The 20,487-nt window shown below is 37.4% G+C and carries 17 protein-coding genes; 2 read left to right on the top strand and 15 right to left on the bottom strand.

All coding sequences use genetic code 11. The features are described from left to right. The first annotated feature begins 185 nt into the window (after positions 1 to 185). The gene (locus RU96_RS02245) at positions 186 to 2,336 is read left to right on the top strand and encodes an amino acid ABC transporter substrate-binding protein/permease (protein ID WP_071863926.1); all 2,151 of its coding nucleotides are present in this window, start codon (positions 186 to 188) and stop codon (positions 2,334 to 2,336) included. Between the two features lies 1 nt (position 2,337). After that, positions 2,338 to 3,075: an amino acid ABC transporter ATP-binding protein gene (locus tag RU96_RS02240; protein ID WP_071863925.1), complete on the top strand. Its 738-nt coding sequence runs from the start codon at positions 2,338 to 2,340 to the stop codon at positions 3,073 to 3,075. A gap of 54 nt (positions 3,076 to 3,129) precedes the next feature. Here the strand turns inward: RU96_RS02240 and pcp are convergent, their stop codons facing one another. From pcp to RU96_RS02165, 15 genes are all read right to left on the bottom strand, one after another. Next, entirely contained in the window at positions 3,130 to 3,777 is a 648-nt protein-coding gene (pcp, locus tag RU96_RS02235; protein WP_071863924.1) for a pyroglutamyl-peptidase I, read from the bottom strand. An 11-nt stretch (positions 3,778 to 3,788) separates the two neighbouring features. Beyond that, positions 3,789 to 4,853: an iron-containing alcohol dehydrogenase gene (locus RU96_RS02230; RefSeq protein ID WP_071863923.1), complete on the bottom strand. Its 1,065-nt coding sequence runs from the start codon at positions 4,851 to 4,853 to the stop codon at positions 3,789 to 3,791. 83 nt (positions 4,854 to 4,936) lie between these two features. Next, entirely contained in the window at positions 4,937 to 6,103 is a 1,167-nt protein-coding gene (gene dnaJ / locus RU96_RS02225) for a molecular chaperone DnaJ (protein WP_071863922.1), read from the bottom strand. A 143-nt stretch (positions 6,104 to 6,246) separates the two neighbouring features. Next, on the bottom strand, positions 6,247 to 8,076 hold the full coding sequence (dnaK, locus tag RU96_RS02220; RefSeq protein WP_071863921.1) for a molecular chaperone DnaK: 1,830 nt from the start codon (positions 8,074 to 8,076) through the stop codon (positions 6,247 to 6,249). A gap of 46 nt (positions 8,077 to 8,122) precedes the next feature. Then, positions 8,123 to 8,662: a nucleotide exchange factor GrpE gene (grpE, locus tag RU96_RS02215; RefSeq protein ID WP_071863920.1), complete on the bottom strand. Its 540-nt coding sequence runs from the start codon at positions 8,660 to 8,662 to the stop codon at positions 8,123 to 8,125. Between the two features lie 33 nt (positions 8,663 to 8,695). Next, on the bottom strand, positions 8,696 to 9,736 hold the full coding sequence (gene hrcA / locus RU96_RS02210) for a heat-inducible transcriptional repressor HrcA (RefSeq protein WP_071863919.1): 1,041 nt from the start codon (positions 9,734 to 9,736) through the stop codon (positions 8,696 to 8,698). Positions 9,737 to 9,903: 167 nt separating this feature from the next. Continuing rightward, on the bottom strand, positions 9,904 to 11,067 hold the full coding sequence (gene hemW, locus RU96_RS02205; protein ID WP_071863918.1) for a radical SAM family heme chaperone HemW: 1,164 nt from the start codon (positions 11,065 to 11,067) through the stop codon (positions 9,904 to 9,906). A 188-nt stretch (positions 11,068 to 11,255) separates the two neighbouring features. Next, the gene (gene trhO / locus RU96_RS02200) at positions 11,256 to 12,149 is read right to left on the bottom strand and encodes an oxygen-dependent tRNA uridine(34) hydroxylase TrhO (RefSeq protein ID WP_071863917.1); all 894 of its coding nucleotides are present in this window, start codon (positions 12,147 to 12,149) and stop codon (positions 11,256 to 11,258) included. Between the two features lie 312 nt (positions 12,150 to 12,461). After that, positions 12,462 to 12,974, bottom strand: coding sequence for an adenine phosphoribosyltransferase (locus RU96_RS02195; protein WP_016171893.1), 513 nt, complete (start codon positions 12,972 to 12,974; stop codon positions 12,462 to 12,464). A gap of 11 nt (positions 12,975 to 12,985) precedes the next feature. Beyond that, a complete protein-coding gene (gene recJ / locus RU96_RS02190; protein WP_211269889.1) occupies positions 12,986 to 15,286 on the bottom strand; it encodes a single-stranded-DNA-specific exonuclease RecJ in 2,301 nt (766 codons plus the stop codon). 300 nt (positions 15,287 to 15,586) lie between these two features. After that, complete coding sequence (locus tag RU96_RS02185) at positions 15,587 to 16,378, bottom strand: SDR family NAD(P)-dependent oxidoreductase (protein ID WP_071863915.1); 792 nt, start codon at positions 16,376 to 16,378, stop codon at positions 15,587 to 15,589. 5 nt (positions 16,379 to 16,383) lie between these two features. Beyond that, entirely contained in the window at positions 16,384 to 17,322 is a 939-nt protein-coding gene (gene rnz, locus RU96_RS02180) for a ribonuclease Z (protein ID WP_071863914.1), read from the bottom strand. 85 nt (positions 17,323 to 17,407) lie between these two features. Next, positions 17,408 to 17,980: a DUF1269 domain-containing protein gene (locus tag RU96_RS02175; RefSeq protein ID WP_071863913.1), complete on the bottom strand. Its 573-nt coding sequence runs from the start codon at positions 17,978 to 17,980 to the stop codon at positions 17,408 to 17,410. 160 nt (positions 17,981 to 18,140) lie between these two features. Further along, positions 18,141 to 19,454 (bottom strand): GTPase ObgE, encoded by a 1,314-nt coding sequence (gene obgE, locus RU96_RS02170; protein ID WP_071863912.1) that lies wholly within the window; start codon positions 19,452 to 19,454, stop codon positions 18,141 to 18,143. A 90-nt stretch (positions 19,455 to 19,544) separates the two neighbouring features. Further along, positions 19,545 to 20,477: an alpha/beta hydrolase gene (locus RU96_RS02165; protein ID WP_071863911.1), complete on the bottom strand. Its 933-nt coding sequence runs from the start codon at positions 20,475 to 20,477 to the stop codon at positions 19,545 to 19,547. Positions 20,478 to 20,487 lie beyond the last annotated feature (10 nt).

Here is a 20,487-nt window from a genome sequence, read left to right as displayed (position 1 = left end):
TTTTTAGACTTTTTTTCTCATAATCAGCAAAAAAGCATTGTGAAGAGAAGAATTACTGCATATAATATTTCATATGCGAATTTTATAAGCACTTTGTTATAACTAGTTAAGCAGGCTTAATCTTGCTATCATTTTTATTTGGTAGTTAAAAGTCTTTTAACATTTATTTATAGGAGGAATTAACAATGAAAAGAAAACTGCTCTTATGTTTGTCTTTCTTGGCGGGTTTTTTAACTTTAGCTGTTAGTAAACCAGCTGCAGCTGCAGAAGAAACCTACAAAATCGGCACGGATATTACGTTTGCCCCTTTTGAATTTCAAAATGATCAAAATGAGTATGTCGGTATTGATATTGACTTGTTAAAAGCAATCGCCAAAGACCAAAATTTCCAAATCGAACTAAAACCATTAGGCTTTGACAGTTCCATTCAAGGTGTGCAATCTAACCAACTAGATGCGATGATTGCTGGGATGAGCATTACAGACGAACGAAAGAAATCTTTTGATTTTTCTGACCCTTACTACGACAGCGGTATTCAAATGGCGGTAAAAAAAGGCAATGAAAAAATTAAAGATTATAACGATCTAAAAGGTAAAACTGTCGGCGCTAAAGTCGGAACCGAATCCGCTACTTTTTTAGAGGAAAATAAAGAAAAATACGGTTTTGATATCAAACTATATGACGCAGCAGATGCCTTATATGGCTCATTAAACAACGATACTGTCCAAGCTATTTTTGATGATGAACCTGTTTTGGGTTATGCGGTGACACAAGGTCAACCTTTACAATTAGTTGGCGAAAAAGAAAAAGGTAATTCTTATGGTTTCGCCGTTAAAAAAGGCAAAAATGCCGAATTACTGGAAAAATTCAACGCTGGTTTAAAAGATTTAAAAGCCAATGGCGAGTATGATAAAATCGTCGCAAAATACGTTGCCAAAAGCGATGATGAAGCTGCTACTGCTATGAAAAAAATTGAACCAAAAAAATCTGAATACGTAATTGCTAGCGATACAGCCTTTGCTCCTTTTGAATTTCAAAATACAGATAACAAGTATGAAGGTATTGATGTTGATTTATTAAATAAAGCCGCAGAAATGCAAGGCTTTAACCTAAAATGGAATCACATTGGTTTTGCTGGCGCTGTCCAAGCAGTTCAAGGTAACCAAGCCGACGCGATGATTGCCGGCATGACAATCACAGATGAACGTAAAGAAAGTTTTGATTTTTCTGATCCTTATTTTGAATCTGGGATTCAATTAGCCATCAAAAAAGGCAATGATGAAATCAAATCTTATGCTGATTTAAAAGGAAAAAAAGTTGGCGCTAAAATTGGAACTGAAAGCGCCGATTTCCTTCAAAAAAATAAAGACAAATATGGTTATACCATTAAGCAATACGATACAGCAGATGGCCTATACGATTCAGTTCGCGGCGGCCAAATCGATGCTATTATGGACGATTATCCTGTGATTGGCTACGCCATTAGCCAAGGACAAGAACTCGCTACGCCAATTAAACGCGAAAGCGGTGGTTCTTATGGCTTTGCTGTCAAAAAAGGGCAATCTCCTGAATTATTAGAAATGTTCAACGAAGCTTTAAAAGAAATGAAACGTACTGGTGAGTACGACAAAATCTTAGATAAATACATTGCCGATGGAAATGAACAAAAAAAATCGACAGTTGATGAATCTACTATTGGTGGCTTATTAAAAAATAACTGGAAAGTATTATTAGAAGGCTTATGGAAAACCATCACCCTAGCTTTAATATCATTTGCGTTAGCTCTTGTGATTGGCGTTATCTTTGGTTTATTCAGCGTAGCACCAATTAAAGGTTTGCGAATTTTCGCTTCAATTTATGTCGACATTATTCGTGGGATTCCGATGATGGTACTGGCATTCTTTATCTTCTTTGGACTTTCAGATGCAATTGGGGTTACTATTCCAGATTATACAGCTGGTGTGATTACCCTAACTTTAAATGCGAGTGCTTATATCGCTGAAATCGTTCGTGGTGGTATTAACGCTGTTCCTGTGGGTCAAATGGAGGCCTCTCGTAGCCTGGGTCTAGGATATACCCACACGATGCGAAAAATCATTTTACCACAAGCGATTAAAATTATGATTCCATCTTTTGTTAACCAATTTGTCATCTCCTTAAAAGATACTACAATTATCTCTGTTATCGGGGTTGTTGAATTGTTGCAAACAGGTAAAATTATCGTCGCACGTAATATGCAAAGTACGTATGTCTATTTAATTGTTGGTGTGATGTATTTAATTGTTATCACTGCCCTAACTCGTCTGGCTAAAGTTTTAGAAAAGAAGGTGAAATAAGATGGCAGAAAAAATCAAAGTAACAAACTTAGTAAAAAAATACGGCGATAATACCGTTTTAAACGATATGAGTATTACCATCAATGAAGGAGAAGTTGTTTGTGTTATCGGCCCTTCTGGTTCTGGGAAAAGTACTTTTTTACGTTGTTTAAACCGTTTAGAAGAGCCAACTAGTGGTGATATCGAAATTGATGGTACCCACTTAATGGCTAAAGGAACCGATATTAATAAAGTCCGCCAACATATTGGCATGGTTTTCCAGCACTTTAACCTTTTCCCACATCTTTCAGTTTTACAAAATATTACTTTAGCACCAACAGACCTTGGTCGCATGTCAAAAACTGATGCAGAGAAAAAAGCTGTTAGTTTGTTAGAAACTGTCGGTTTAGCTGATAAAAAGGATGCCTTACCAGATAGCTTATCTGGTGGCCAAAAACAACGGGTTGCAATTGCTCGGGCATTAGCGATGAATCCAGATATTATGTTGTTTGACGAACCTACTTCTGCTCTTGATCCTGAAATGGTAGGTGACGTTTTAAACGTTATGAAAAAATTAGCTCAACAAGGGATGACCATGGTGATTGTTACCCATGAAATGGGCTTTGCCAAAGAAGTAGCCAACCGCGTCTTATTCTGTGATGGTGGGAAGTTCTTAGAAGATGGCACGCCAGATGAAGTCTTTAACAATCCAACTAACCCACGGACACAAGACTTCTTGAACAAAGTATTAAATATTTAAGCAACTAAAAAGCAATCATTTCCACCAAGACTAACTTGGGAAATGATTGCTTTTTTAATGCTCTGTACCGCCAATAGTTTTAATATCTTCTAAACCATTGTAAGTAACCATTATAGTAATTGCCAATTCCAATCCTTTAACAATATCTTCTAAGTTCATCGCCGGCTGATTTGGCTTAGTAACTACTTGGGCTGGAATATAAGGAACATGAATAAAGCCCCCTTTTATTTTGGGATAACGCGTAGAAATTAAATGCTGGACATAATACATGACATAATTACAAACAAAGGTACCCGCCGTATACGAAACCGCGGCAGGAATTTCGTTTTCATTAAGAGCCGAAACAATTGCTTTAACTGGCAATTGGGTAAAATAAGCCGTTGGACCATCGTCAAAGATAACTTCATCAAGCGGCTGATTTCCCTGATTATCAGCAATTCGCGCATCTGCTAGATTAATAGCAACTTTTTCTACCGTAATATTAAAGCGTCCCCCTGCTTGCCCAACATTTAAAACCAGATCAGGCTGATAAGTTTGAATTGCTTGCTGAATAATTGGTCCAACTTCATTAAATACAGTGGGAATTTCTAAGGTAATTATCTTAGCACCACTTATTTGGGTTGGTAATTTTTTTACCGCTTCTAAAGCTGGGTTAATTTTCTCAGAGCCAAACGGGTCAAAGCCCGTTACTAAAATTTTCATTTTGTCCTCCATTAAGCTAGTTGTTTTAACGCCATAATAATTCTTTTAGTGTTCACTTGTGGAGAAATATGATTTCCCGCTTTTTTAGTTTCTAAAATTTTTTCAGCAAATTGCTGCAAATTAATTTCTTCTATCTTCAAGTTAAGTTCTTTAAGTGTTGTCGGTAATAAGAGATCAGCAAATAAATCATGATAAAAAGGATATTCTGCCAGTCTTTGTTCTGCTAACAATTGCAGTAAAACACCCACTGCAACAATTTGACCATGACTACCTGTAATAGTTAATTCTTTGTCTCCCATAATAACATTATGAAAGCCATGAGCTAAGCTTAAGCCCGCATTTTCAAAACCTAGACCACTTAACAAAATATTAGCTTCAACGACATTTTCAAAGGATTGCGTAATCATCCCTTTTCTTTGAGCGTGACAAGCATTTGCAATTTCATCAATTAAAATATCATGGCAACTTTTCGCTAGGCTTAACGCGGCCAACGTTGGTTTTTCATGGCGTGTATTTCGTCCATTTTCTTCAAAGATACTTCTAGCTTCAATATAAGTTGCAATCCCATCGGCAAATCCTGCAATTAACATGGTTTGCGGTGCATTTAAAATAACATTCGTATCTACCAAAACAATCGCTGGATTTTTTTCATAAAAATCATACTTTTGGAAATTTCCTTTTTCGTCATAAATCACTGAAATACGGGAAGTAGCCGCATCAGTCGCAGCAGAAGTCGGTAAGACAGCAATTGGTAAATTACTCACATGGGCAATCATTTTCCCCAAATCCATTGCCTTACCACCACCTAAAGCAATGACAAATTGACAATTAAAATTTTTTATAACTTCTTTAGCTTCTACTAAAAGTTCTCCTGAGATGACGTTATCAACTAAAATTGTCGTACTTGCAATTTCTTGCTCGACTAAATGATGGACAAAATCTGTTCCTAGCATTTGCATTACAAAAGAATCAGACACTATTAACGCTCGATTACCTAACCTAAGTAGCCGATGTAGTTGCGTTTTAAAGGCATCCGGACCTTGTATGTACTCTTCGGGACTGGTAAAAACGCGCATAAAATCACTCCTTTTTCTCAATTATTTTAACTATACCGCAAAAAGCAAAAGAGTTCATGGGAATTTTCCATGAACTCTTTTGTCTATTTTTTCTTACCACCAAAAGCATCTTTCATTTTATCAAAGAAACCTTCTGATTGTTGTTCGGTTAATTTTGTGCCACTCACTTCCGCAAATTGACGTAAAGCTTGTTTTTGCTCTTCATTTAAGTTTTTCGGCGTAATCAGCTTAACTTTGACGTGTTGGTCACCGTTACCTGTTCCTCTAAGTTTTGGCGCACCTTTTCCACGCAAACGGAAATTGGTACCTGTTTGTGTTCCAGCAGGCACTTTTAATTTCACTTCACCATGAACAGTTGGTACATTAATTTCATCCCCTAGTGCTGCTTGGACAAAATTAAGTGGTAATTCATAGTAGATTTCAGCCCCATCGCGATCAAAGATGTCGCTTTCTTCTACTCGGAAGACAACGTATAAATCACCATAAGGTCCGCCATTTTCGCCAGCCTCACCTTGATTTTGCAGACGCATTTGTTGGCCGTCTTCTACCCCAGCTGGAACTGTAACTTTTACTTCATGCGCTTTTTTTTCATGACCAGAACCGTGACAAGTTGGACATGGTTCTTTAATTTCTTTACCAGTACCATGGCACACATCACAAGTTTGACGACTCATCATTCGTCCTAGTGGTGTTTGACGTTCCACATTAATCGTACCTGCACCATGACATTTTGAACATGTCACTGGTTGAGTTCCTGGTTTAGCACCATTCCCACCACAAGTATGACACATTTCTTCACGGTTATATTTAACCGTTTTTTCGACGCCAAAAATTGCTTCTTCAAACTTCAAATTCACCGCATATTGTAAATCTGCCCCTTGGCGCGGTGCGTTTGGATCAACAGAACGGCCACCACCGCCACCAAAGAAGGATTCAAAGATATCTTCAAAGCCACCAAAACTACCGCCGCCACTAAATCCACCATAGTTGCCACCAAAACCACCGTAGCCACCACCATAATTAGGATCGGTACCAGCATGACCATACTGATCATAAGCTGCACGTTTTTGCGGATCACTTAAGATTTCATAAGCTTCTGAAATCTCTTTAAATTTTTCTTCAGCATCAGGTTCTTTATTAATATCCGGGTGATACTTTTTGGAAAGCTTGCGATATGCTTTTTTGATTTCGTCATCGGAAGCTCCCTTTTGCAGCCCGAGGACTTCGTAATAATCACGTTTGTCTGCCATAGGCTTTCCCTCCACATACTTTTATTCTCACTTGGGTATTTTAACACATTTTAAAAGGAAGCTAAACTATCTCATAGAAAAAGCCAAAGCAATGGCCTTGGCTTTTTCCTCCTAAAGTACAAAATAGATCTTATAGACTAAAATTATTTATCGTCGCCATCTACTTCTTCAAAATCAGCATCGACAACGTCATCTGCGCCGCCTTGTGCTTCATTTGGGTTAGCTTCAGCTTGTTGTTGCGCAGCTTGTTCATATAATTTAACCGTTAAGTTTTGCACGATTTCACTCAATGCATCACGTTTCGCTTTCATATCTTCTAAATTATTTGCTTCAACTGCCGCTTTTAATTCATCTCGTGCATCTTCTGCTTTTTTAACTTCGTCAGCGTCAACTTTACCTTCTAATTCTTTCAATGTTTTGTCAACAGAGAATAATAAAGCATCGACGTCATTACGTAAGTCTACTTCTTCTTTACGGGCTTTATCTGCTTCAGCATTTGCTTCAGCATCTTTTACCATCCGTTCGATTTCATCATCTGATAAACCTGATGAAGATTTGATTGTAATTTTTTGTTCTTTTTGTGTTCCTAAATCTTTGGCTGATACATTTACAATCCCGTTTTTATCAATATCAAAGGTTACTTCGATTTGAGGGATACCACGAGGAGCAGCCGGAATATCAGTTAATTGGAAACGACCTAAAGTTTTGTTATCTGCTGCCATTGGGCGTTCACCTTGTAACACGTGAATGTCAACAGCTGGTTGGTTATCTGCTGCGGTTGAGAATACTTGTGATTTACTTGTTGGGATAGTAGTATTACGGTCAATCAATTTAGTAAATACGCCACCCATTGTTTCAATCCCTAATGATAAAGGTGTAACATCAAGTAAGACAACATCTTTTACGTCACCTGTAATAACCCCACCTTGAATAGCGGCACCCATCGCAACAACTTCATCTGGGTTAACAGATTTATTAGGTTCTTTGCCAGTTTCTTTACGAACTGCTTCTACAACTGCAGGAATACGAGTTGAACCACCAACTAAAATAACTTCATCTACTTCAGATTGTGATAAACCAGCATCTTTTAAGGCTTGGCGTACAGGAACTTTAGTACGTTCAACTAAGTCAGCTGTTAATTCATCAAATTTAGCCCGCGTTAATGTCATTTCTAAGTGTAATGGACCAGCATCGCCTGCGGTAATAAATGGTAAACTAATTTGTGTACTTGTTACACCAGATAAATCTTTTTTCGCTTTTTCAGCAGCATCTTTCAAACGTTGCATTGCCATTTTATCATTTGAAAGATCAATTCCATTTTCTTTTTTGAATTCTGCAACCATGTGATCGATGATTTTGTTATCAAAGTCATCCCCACCTAAATGGTTATCACCGGCAGTTGATAATACGTCAAAGACACCGTCGCCTAATTCCAAAATAGAAACGTCAAAAGTACCACCACCAAGGTCAAAAACTAAGATCTTTTCATCACGATCTGTTTTATCTAGACCATAAGCTAGCGCAGCTGCTGTTGGTTCGTTTACGATTCGTTCCACTTCAAGACCTGCGATTTTACCAGCATCTTTTGTCGCTTGACGTTGGGCATCGTTAAAGTAAGCAGGGACTGTAATAACTGCTTTCTCAACTTTTTCACCTAAATAATCTTCAGCAAAACCTTTAATATATTGTAAAACCATCGCTGAGATTTCTTGTGGTGTATAAGATTTACCTTCTACTTCAACTTTATAACCAGCTTCACCCATATGACGTTTAATAGAAGAAACTGTATTTGGGTTTGTCACTGCTTGACGTTTTGCAACTTCCCCAACTTGAATTTCACCGTTTTTAAAAGAAACAACTGAAGGAGTTGTACGGTTACCTTCTGGATTTGCAATAATTTTTGCTTCGCCGCCTTCTAAGACTGCAACAGCAGAGTTTGTAGTACCTAAGTCAATACCAATAATTTTACTCATAATAAAACGCTCCTTTGTTAATTATCTCTAGTAAATTTTTAATCATTTATTGTGCTACAACAACCATACTTGGTCGCAAAACGCGATCATGTAATTTGTAGCCTTTTTGTAATACCTGCACAATTGTATTTGCAGGCACATCATCACTTGCTTCAACTGTTTGTACGCCTTGATGGAAATTTGGGTCAAAAGTTTCACCAGCTGCAGGAATTTCTTCAATTCCTTCTTCTTTTAGCGCTTGTTGTAAACTAGCCAGTGTCATTTCGACACCTTTTTTCAAGTTCATACCTTGATCATCTGTCACTTCAGTTGCCATTGCCCGTTCCAAATTGTCAATTGCTGGCAATAATTTTTTGGCTAAATCTTGGGAACGATAACGTTGTAACAATTCTCTTTCATTACGATTACGATTGGTAATATTAGCAATTTCCGCTCGGGCACGTAGTAATTGATCATCCAATTCATCAATTTTTGTTGTCAATTCAGTTAACTCATCTGTAACCGATTCTTGTTCTTCTAAATCTTTCAACTCGGCTACTTCTTCTTCTAATTCTTGATCTTTTACTTCTTGATCTTTTTCTGACACTGAACTTGCCACCTTTCTATGCAAATTTCTTATTTAACTTGTTGCATCTAACCCGCGGTAGTATTCCGCTAGTTTCTCAGCTAGTTCACGAGAAAATACATCAAGTAAACCAAACATTTTAGAATACTGCATACTTGCAGGCCCCAATAATGCTATAACTCCTTTACCATGACCTGAAATATCATAACTAGCTTGAATCAAGCTCATATTATGAAATAAGTCATTGCCCAATTCATCACCAATTCTAATAGCGATACTATCTGTGGGAGGAATCAAAAGTTGCATCAATTCTTCAGGGTCTTTCATAAAGCGGTAAATGGATTTAAACTGAGCCACATCTTGTGATGGTTCAAAATCAATCATATTCATTCGACCGCCTACAAACACTTTTTCTTCAAAAATTTGACCTAACATTAAATCAAATAAATCTAAAATACCTTCAGTTGTTTGAAAGTACTTATGCAAGATCATCGGAATCTCAGTACGCAGACGTTGGTAAACCGTAAGTAACGGCTCACCTACTAGTTTATCGTTGATGATCCGTACCATCTTCTCCAAGTCGGCTCCGCTGACATTTTGCGGTAAGGCAAAAACTTGACTTTCGACATTGCCCTGATCTGTTACAATAATCGCAATCACTTGACGGCTATTTAAAGGCACAATCCGAAATCCTGTCAGACGTCTATCCTTCATATCTGGACCTAACGAAAACGCAGTATAACTAGTCAAGCTTGATAAAATTTCAGCAGAGCGCTGAATAATATCATTAATTTCATGAAACTCCTGACCAAAAGATTGCTTAATCACCTGCATCTCTGTCTTGGCTACACGGGTAGGTTTCAATAAATGATCAACATAATAACGATAACCCTTCATCGAAGGAATACGACCAGAGGAAGAATGGGTCTTTTGTAATAGACCAGCTTCTTCTAAGGCCTTCATATCATTACGTATCGTAGCAGAACTCGCCTTAATTCCAGCGGCCATTAACGACTTTGATCCTACCGGCAACCCGGTCTTCGTATAATGTTGGATAATGAGACGCAGAATATCTTGTTGTCTGTTCGTCAACATATTCATCACCTCGTATTTAGCACTCAATCATTCTAAGTGCTAACACATATTAATATACCACAAGAAAGAATATTGTCAAGAAATGCGCAACAAAAAATTAGCACTCTTATACAAAGAGTGCTAATCGCCTTTTTCAGCTATATCAAGGGTTTCAAAGAATTAAAAAATTAATCTAACAAAAACTTCTCAAAAATTTCATTTCCAATCAGCAACCCTTTTTTAGTCAAAGCAATATGTTTATCAGACACCACAAGCCAATCTTTTTTGACCAAATCACGCATCACATCCCCATAAATCACTTCCATATCCACTCCGAATTTTTGCTTGAAATTAAACTTTGAAATTCCGCTTTTTTTGCGTAAACCCAAAAACATTTCTTCTTCTATTTGATTATTTCGGCTTAATATTTCTGTCTCATAGATAGGTAATTGATTTTCTCGCAAAGGTTTTAAATAATGTTGAATTGGACCAAAATTTTTATAGCGTTCATTACCGAGATAACCACTTGCGCCAGCGCCAAAACCAAAATAATGTTCATTATTCCAATAAACTAAATTATGTTGTGACTCAAAGCCTGGTTTGGCAAAATTGCTGACTTCGTATTGAAATTTTCCCGTATTTTGCATGGCAATCATTGTTTCTTCAAACATTTGACCTTCAATTTCTTGATCTGGCATCTCTAGACGTCCTTGTCTTACCCAATTCATGAACATTGTCTTATTTTCCAAGATTAAAGAATAAAGTGAATAATGTGGTAAATCTAGTTCAATTGCCCGTTTTAGTGTATCACGAAAACTTGTTAGTGTTTGGCCGGGTAATGCATAGATTAAATCAATGGAAACATTTTGAAAATCCGCTTTTTCTAGAAAATTCATCGTAGCGTAAACGTCTTTTACCGTGTGTTTACGACCGATTTTTTTAAGCAATACATCGTCAAAAGTCTGAACCCCCATGGACAAGCGATTGACTTGATAGTTTTTCATTACTTGTAGCTTTTCATAAGTTAAATCACCCGGATTGGCTTCAACGGTGAACTCTTTAACAGATTCCATGGGAAAAAGTTGATTAATGCCACTTAATAAAGTATCCAATTGCCCCACTGAAAGCGAGGTTGGCGTTCCACCCCCAACGTACAATGTGGGACTTTTTTGAATAGGATTTTTTTCTAAGGCAAGTGCCATTTCTTTTAATAAACAATCAATGTACTCATCTACCGGCTGTCCTTCTAAAAAGACTTTATTAAAGTCGCAATAATAACAGATATGTTCACAAAAAGGAATATGAATATATGCCGAAATAGCTTTATCTATTTGTTTTTCTACTTGCTTCATTACTTATTTCCTCTCAATTAACGTTACTTTTTCATAACTTATTACTTCGTCTATCTTACCATAAGTCATATATTCAAGATACAAAGGCTTTTTAAAAGCTTACGCAACAGGTCATTTCATTAAGGTCTGGCGTTTTTTATGTAAAAATTAAAAAGACTAGAAAATTTCCTTCTAGCCTCTTTAATTCGTTAGCTGTTTTTTACATAGCGGTTGCGGGGATGATTTTTGCAAGCTTCACTACAAGCACCTAAATGTTTGGCTTCATTTTCCTCAGAAGCCAAAATCCGACGATTACACTCAGGATTACTACAATTAATATATCGCTCGCAAGGCGTGCCATCAAAATAATCGCGACCAACTACCTGTTTATCTACCTGATTGATCTCTACACTAACCCGTTCATCAAAAACATACATTTTACCATCCCACAGTTCACCACGAACTGCTGGATCTTTACCATAAGTTGCAATACCGCCTTGTAATTGTCCAACGTCTTTAAATCCTTCTTTTACAAGCCAACCGGAAAATTTTTCACAACGAATTCCACCAGTACAATAAGTTACGACGCGTTTTTCCATAAATTCTTCTTTATGTTCTAATATCCACTGGGGTAATTCACGGAAATTGCGAATTTCAGGACGAATCGCCCCTCTAAAATGTCCTAAATCATATTCATAATCATTGCGAGCGTCGATTACTACAGTATTTTCATCCAACAACGCTTCTTTAAATGCCATTGGTGATAAATAATCTCCCGTTAAGTCATTAGGGTTTAAATCTTCCGCCAATTTCAATGACACAATTTCTTGCCGCGGACGCACAAACATTTTTTTAAAGGCATGTTCTTTTGCCTCATCCACTTTAAAAACAATATCTTTAAAGCGGTCATCGTTTTGCATAGCTTGTTGGTAAGCTAAAGTCGCTTTTTTTAAACCAGACACAGTACCGTTAATTCCTTCTTTTGCAACTAAAATCCGACCTTTTAAACCCAGTTTTTGACAAAACTCCAAATGCTCTTTTGCAAAACTCTCTGGGTCTTCAATCGTTGTATATTTATAGTAGAGTAACACTTCGTAATCCATATCAAATCCCCTTTCGCTAGTAGTATAGCGAATCAGCAGGCTAGAAGAAATTTCTCTGCTTGTATAAAACAGCGCAAACTCGCGGTCATTAGAATATTTATTGCCACATTTTTCTTCTTTTTACGTTTTATTTCTTTTGTAATCAGTTTTTTTATAGTCGCTACGACAATATTAGCTTTGAATATTTTTCACAATTACTTTTAAAATTTTAAAGGAAAGTCGCTTTTTAACAAGTATTTTTTCCATTGCAATACTTGGTTTAAAAAAATTAAAAAGGTATCTTGCGAGTATATTCGCAAGATACCTTTTAGACTAATATTCCATTAAAGTAATCATATCGTAATCTTTAATTTTATCACGACCATGTAAGTCCATCAATTCAATTAAAAAGGCACAGCCAACAACAACGCCACCTAATTCTTCAACTAATTCTGTCGTCGCTTTAATCGTACCACCTGTTGCTAATAAATCGTCACAAATTAAAACACGTTGTCCTGGCTTAATTGCATCTTCATGCAACGTTAAGGTATCTGTACCGTATTCTAAATCATATGTTACTTCGATTGTCTTGCGGGGTAATTTACCTTTTTTCCGTACTGGTGCAAAGCCTACTCCTAATTCATAAGCAACTGGACACCCAACGATGAAACCACGAGCTTCAGGTCCAACTACCATGTCGATTCTTTTTTCTTTAGCGTAATCTACAATTTGTTTTGTGGCTTCACGATATGCCATTCCATCTGCCATTAAAGGTGAAATGTCGCGAAAAACAATTCCTTTTGAAGGATAATCGGGAATACTTGCAATATAGTCTTTTAAATCCATTTTGTTTCCTCCTAGTTTTCAAACCATGTTTTTAAAGTTGCTATGTCACTTAGCAAAAGAAACTCTTCAGTTTTAATTTTTTGTTGTCTGTTTTGATAGACTTGACTTGAAGTCAAATCTTTTTTGCCAGCTATCTCAGCTTGGCGCAAAACACCATCGCTTATTGTAACAAATTCCAGATCAAAAAACACCTGAATCATAAAAATTAATAATTTTTCGGGTATTCTTAGAAATTGCGCAATACTTGGTAATTTATAACGCACGTCTAACGTTTTTTGGCGAGCGATTAATTTAAACAAACGTCCATACTGTTCCCTTGTACCTAACCCATCTAAATAAGCATCGTCACTGGCACTTAAAATTAAATATACTTGTTGGACATTTGTTGCTGTTCTGATTTCTTTTAAAGTTACAGCGTCATTGGGACAGTCTAAAAAGGCAATACTAGAAAATCTTTTCGTTGATTCTAATGCACTTAGATGCGCTAAATCTTGAAAATGAACTACTTCTGCAAAATGAAATTTTTGGAATTCTTCTGGTAATTTATGGTTGAAATGAATAAAAAGCGTATCAGCTGCAAAACGTAAATGTTGTCGATTTTTCTTTGCTCTTAAATCGATCACTTGTAAACCGACAGCTGCAAAATCTACTAGTTGTAGCTGTGGCGATTGACGACCATTCCATTCATTAATTTGAAGTTGTCCAACTAAGGATAGTTCATTGTTTTCAATGACAGCAGCTTGATTGCCAAAACCAAAACCAATGGTCATTAGCTGGGCATGATCATTGTCAGTTAAAGTAAATTTAAGATGATTATTATCGGCACCAATAGTTTTGATATCTTTTGGATAAACATGTTGAAACATAAAATATGGCTGGGGATTGTCCATTCCAAAAGGAGCTAATTTTTTTAACTCTTTAATTAAGTCTAAATTAGCTTCAGAAATTGAAATCACTGCATCAATTGCTAGTGAATTCCCCAATAACAGCTCTTTATGTCCTTTGGCAAAATTTTCTACCCGCTCTTTAAATTCTGTTAACGCACCTTGTGGCAAGCTAACTCCCACTGCCGCATGATGCCCCCCAAAACTTGTAAATAAATCCCGCAAGCTATCTAACATTTCAAACATATTAAGTGACTCAGTACTACGACCAGATCCTTTAGCAATGCCATCTTCTTTAATCGTTAGCACAAGAGCGGGCTTACCTGTTTCTTTTAAAATACGGCCGGCGACAATTCCTAAGACGCCTTCATGCCATCCTTGTTTTGCAATAATATGAATATCATCTTCAGGCTCAATTAACGCCAGTGCTTCTTTGGTAATCGTTTCAACTAAACTTTTACGTTCTTTATTAATACTATCTAATTCTTTTGCTAATGATTCAGCTTCGCTTTGGTCAAATGTCTTTAGTAAAGTAACCGCTTTATTAGGATCAGCGAGGCGACCAATCGCATTTAAGCGGGGGGCTAAAGCAAAACCAATACTTTGTTCATCGAGTTTAGTTTCATCAACTCCACTAATTTCTAACAAAGCCTGTAAGCCTAAACGCTCCGTTTGTTGCAATGCTTTTAGTCCATAGGTGACCAAAATACGGTTTTCATCAGTTAAAGAAACCATATCCGCCACAGTCCCAATGGCCACTAAATCCAAAAATTCAGCGGGAACTTCTTCTAAAAGTGCACATGCTACTTTAAATGCCACACCGACACCGGCAAGTTCGCCAAAGGGATAATTACCTTTCGGGTGACGAGGATGGATGATACCAAAAGCATTAGGCAATGTCTTTGGTAATTCATGGTGATCGGTAACGATAACATCAACACCTTGTGCATTGGCGTAACCAATCGCTTCATGTCCTGATACCCCATTATCAACAGTAATAATCAGCTGAATTCCACTAGCAATCATCTCTTTATAGACTGCAAGATTAGGACCATAACCATCTTTAAAGCGATTGGGCAAATAAAAACTAACATCTGCCCCTAAAAGCTCCAAGGCTTCGGTCATGATAGTCGTACTGGTAATACCGTCTGCATCGTAATCACCATAGACCATAATTCGTTCACCATTTAAAACAGCCGCTTGGATACGCTCCACCACTTTTTCCATCTCAAATAACTGAAAAGGATCATGTAATCTTTCAATTTGTGGTTGCAAAAATTCCGCTAACGCTTCTTCTGATTGGATTCCTCGCTGCCAAAGAAGGCGGGCTAACGTTTTATTTAAATTAAGTTTTTCGCATTGTTGCAAAAATTCTATTGGCATTTCCGTCTTTTTCGGAAGTTGCCAGTTATACATAGAGCTACTCAAAAAATCACTCCCAACCAGATTATTATAGCAAAAGCAACAAAACTTGGAAAGTTTTCCACTACGCTTTTAATTGTTATTTGACCATTTGAGCTAAACTACAAATAGATTTTACAAAACTAAGCCAATCATTTTAGCATCTCCTTATCCATTCAAACGATTCCAACGAAAGCTTTTTTGCACAAAATGACTAAATTGGCTTTCCTCAAAAAAGACGATGTGACAAAAGTCTTGTCACATCGCCTTTTTTAGAAATAAACAACCTGACAGAAGTAGCTTTCTGTCACAATCTCTTAAACTTGCTTATTTTTGATTAAAGATGCCACCAGCTAGCCAGTCGCCAACTTTAGGAAACAGATTATACAATTGACTAGCCGCCGCCATTACCCGCGGACGATTGATTTCTCTTTTACTCTTTTGTACTCCTTTTATAATAGCTTTAGCCAACACATCCGGTTCTAAGACCATATTACCTAAATTAGCTAAATAATTGCCACTTGGGTCTGCTTGTTCAAAAAAGTTAGTAGCAATCGGCCCTGGATTAACAGTCATAACATGAATACCTGCTGGTTTTAGTTCCAAGCGTAACGCATTGGAAAAACCCAACACAGCAAATTTTGTTGCAGAATATACAGCAGTCTTAGGTGTAGCCATTTTCCCAGCCATTGACGCAATATTTACAATAGTACCTGGTTTTCCAGCTTCTAGCATTCCTAGCGCAATTTGTTGTGTCAAGACCATCATCCCTAAAACGTTAACTTCAAACATTTGGTAAGCCTTTTGCATATCAAAAGAAACAAAATCGGCGAAAATTCCAAAACCAGCATTATTAACTAATACATCAACACTTCCCACTTCATTTTGAACCTTTTCAAGCATCGAGGACACGCTTTCAGGTTGCGCAACGTCCAATTGAAAAGCGTAAGCAGCTTTGCCACTTAACTCCTCACATTGTTCCTTGACTTTACCGATTAAATTGATGCGGCGGGCACAAACAATAACAATTGCCCCTTTTTTTGCGGCTTCATAACAAATTTCTTCTCCTAATCCACCAGAACCACCTGTCACCAAAACAACTTTATCTGTTAAATCCATTATCATCAGTCCTTTAATTCGTTTTGAAAGGGAATTTCAATAATATCAAAATCTTTGGCAATTTTCGTATTGGGAAAAATTTCTTGCGCTTCTTTTTCCAGATTTAGAGCATCTTGCGCTAAATAGCGGGCACTGATATGGGTTAAAATCAACCATTTGGCGTGGGAAGCTTTTGCAACTTCTGCTGCTTGGTGCGTTGTAGAATGATAATAATTGCGCGCCATTTTCGCTTCTGTTTTATTAAAAGTACTTTCGTGTACTAAGACATCGGCATCTTGGGCTAATTTCACCGAAGCATTCGTAATTCTAGTATCCCCTAAAATGGTGACAATCCGTCCTTTTTTTGCTTGCCCGACGTAGTCTGATCCTTTGATTATTTCACCTGTTGCAAGCGTTACAGTTTTTCCTTTTTTTAATTGGCCAAAGATGGGACCAGGTTTAATTCCTAATTCTAATAATTTTGCAACTTGTAATTCACCATCATGATCATGTTCAACGACGCGATAACCATAACTTTCAATCCCATGATCTAACAACTCGCAAGTAACCGTAAATTGTGAATCACTAAAAACAACACCCGGCGTTACTTCGATAAATTTAAGACTATAAGCTAAACGTGTTTGTGAGATTTTTAAAGCATTTAAAACAAACTGCTTAATCCCAACTGGACCATAAATCTCTAAAGGTTCCATGCCACCTTGAAAAGAACGACTACTAATTAAACCAGGCAAACCAAAAATATGATCGCCATGCAAATGTGTAATAAATATTTTTTCAATTTTACGAGGACGAATATTGGTCCGCAAAATTTGCATTTGCGTTCCTTCGCCACAATCAAATAGCCAAACGGCATTGCGCTCATCTAACAATCTCAATGCAATGCTTGTCACATTGCGATGTTTTGCCGGCACACCAGCACCGGTTCCTAAAAACTCTAATTCCATTTTTTAACCTGGCTTTCTAAAAATTTAACGAACGAAAGGTTCTACAGTAGTATAACACGCCTAAAAGCCAAATTTTATTTTTGTTTTATTCTTTTGAATTTTTGTTATCATCTTCATGGCTTTTGGCCCAACTATCTTTGGCTTTTTCTTTTGTTTCTTTGGTGACTTGTTGGGCTTTTTGAATTTCTTCTTGCACCTCATCATAATCAAAACGCGTAATTTCACCATGAAGTTGTTCAAAGACAATTTTGTTTAGTGGACGATTGTCTTCTTCTTCGGCGATAACTATTAAGCCTGTTTGCCCGGGAGCTATTTTATTTAGAAGAAATTTGAAAATGTCCTGCGCTTCACTAATTTCTTTTGCATCCCGCGTGGCACCAATCATGCTACCACCAAACCAACCTAACAAAATTGCTAACGGGCTGATTAATACCCCGACTAGCATCCCGATAAATCCGCCTTTTGAGGCATTATCGTTACCTGTGAAGTCCATAAAATCTTCAATTTTAAACTGATGACTGCCATCATCTTGATGGGTTACAACGGCCATTTGCTCTGCCTTTAATTCCCGCTTTAAAACTAATTGCTTTACTTCTGAAAATGCTTGATAACTTTCTGATGCAACTTCAAAATTCATTACGATTACCCGCTTACTCATAATAACCCTCCTTAACTATATCGCATTATTTTGCTTTATAAGTTGAGTGTACCAGTAAAGTAAAAGAAAGAAAAAAGAAAAGCAAACGAGTCGGTGTTTTTTTAAAGTGTGTCATTTTCCCACCACTTTAAAGTTACACTGTACTCGTTTGCTTTTTTATTTATTCGACAAATTCAAATTCAAAATTGCCAATCCGAACAATATCGCCGTCTTTTGCACCGCGAGCGCGCAAGGCTTCGTCGACACCTAACCCTCTTAGTTGTCGTGCAAAGCGCATTACCGTTTCGTCATGGGCAAAATTAGTCATTTGGAATAATTTTTCAATTTTATCCCCGCTTAAGACCCAAGTGGCATCCGGTTCACGTGTAATTTCAAATTCAGGTTCATCTGACTGGTAACCGTAATGCACCACATCTTCTTCAATTTCTTCATCATATAAAGGAAATTCAGGTGTTGTTTCCAATAAATCAGCAGTTGCATTCAACAGTGCTTGTAAACCTTTTTTAGAAACTGCAGAGATCGGAAAAATTGGAATATCATCCGCGAATTCGTCTGTCTTTTGCTCTTGTAATTTTTCTTTGAAGTTTTTTAAATTTTCTTCTGATTGGGGCATGTCCATTTTATTGGCGACAATAATTTGAGGACGTTCTAACAAACGTAAGTTATGACTTTCCAACTCTTTATTGATCGCTAAGTAGTCTTCATAAGGATCGCGCCCTTCCATCCCGCTCATATCAATCACATGTAAAATGACCCGCGTACGTTCAATATGACGTAAAAACTGCGTGCCTAAGCCTACGCCTTGTGAAGCCCCTTCAATTAATCCAGGTAAATCAGCGACAGCAAAGCTCCGACCATCACTAGTAGTAACCATACCCAGATTTGGCACTAAAGTAGTAAAGTGATATGCACCAATTTTAGGACGGGCAGAAGAAATGACAGAAAGTAATGTTGATTTACCGACAGAAGGAAAACCAACTAACCCGACATCTGCTAGCACTTTTAATTCTAATTCGATTTTCCGTTCTTGGCCAGGTTCACCATTTTCAGCTAACTCTGGAGCTGGATTGCGCGGTGAAGCAAACCGAGTATTGCCACGACCACCACGACCACCACGCGCCACGACTAACGTTTGACCTTCTGTTACCAAATCTCCTAATAACGCACCAGTTTCGGCATCTCGAACAGTTGTCCCTGGTGGAACTTTGACATACGTATCTTCTGCTCCACGACCGTGCATCCCTTTACTCATCCCATTTTCTCCGGGAGTAGCTTTAAAATGACGATGAAATCGAAAATCCATCAAGGTGCGTAAGCCTTCATCGACAACTAATATAACGTCACCGCCATGACCGCCATCGCCTCCAGCTGGACCACCGTCAGGTACGTACTTTTCACGTCTGAAAGCAACCATACCGTCACCGCCCTTGCCGGCTTTAACGTCAATTGTTACTTGATCTAAAAACATGGACATTTTTTGTCCTCCATTCTATTCCCATAATTAAGTCTTCATTATTGTAACGACCAAATAGCTATTTGTCTATGATTTTAAAATTTATCAACTTTATTCATAAAGACTTAAAAAGCTCTTAACCTTCTCTTTGTATCGTTCTGGGTTTTTACTGTAACTTTCTGCATGTTCCGCTCCATCTACCACCCATTTTTCTTTCGGTGCGCTAGTGGCAGCATAAACTTCATCTAACATGCTAAATGGCACAAATGTATCATCAGAGCCATGAATAAAGAGCATTGGTGTCTTATTTTTTTCCAATTGCTTGGTGACATCTCCTTCAGTAAAGAAAAAACCTGCGCGCAAGCGTGTGACTAAATTTGTCACTTGTATAATAGGAAATGTCGGTAAATTAAACATTTGCTGATACTGATAGACAAGTTCTGCCTTAATGGAAGAATAACCACAATCTTCTACGATTGCTTTAACATTTGCAGGTAGTTTTTCTCCAGATGTCATCATCACAGTAGCAGCACCCATACTAACACCATGTAAAACAATCGTCTCATCTTCACCATTTTGTGTTAGGACTCTATCTATCCATTGAACGTAATCTTTTCGCTCTGGCCAACCAAAGCCAATATAATCCCCTTGACTTTCACCGTGCCCTCTGGCATCTGGTACTAATACATTATAGCCTAATTCATGATACATTCCGGCAAACTGATACATTGATTCAGCATCTCCCATATAACCGTGGGCGATAATCGCAGTTTTATGACTTTCATTTTCAGCCGGTAAATAAATTCCTCTTAATTTCAATCCATCTTGACTCGTTAAATACCAATTAGTTCTTGTACTCCCTTTAAACCATGTTAATGCTTTATCTGTTGGTTTGTTATCGACGGATGCTTGTGCCTCATCATTAGCTAAAAAATCTTTTTCAGCCGGAACAAACGCGTAATCATAAAAATAATTACCCGCAAAAGTTAAACCGCCAAGTAATAAAACAAAAATAATACCAATTGTAATCCAGACTTTTTTCATTTCTTTTCCT

This window comes from Enterococcus canintestini (genome assembly GCF_001885735.1).
GTDB classification, from domain to species: Bacteria; Bacillota; Bacilli; order Lactobacillales; family Enterococcaceae; genus Enterococcus_C; species Enterococcus_C canintestini.
Note: the sequence above shows the minus strand (reverse complement) of the source record. Positions and strands in the feature narration are given on the sequence as shown.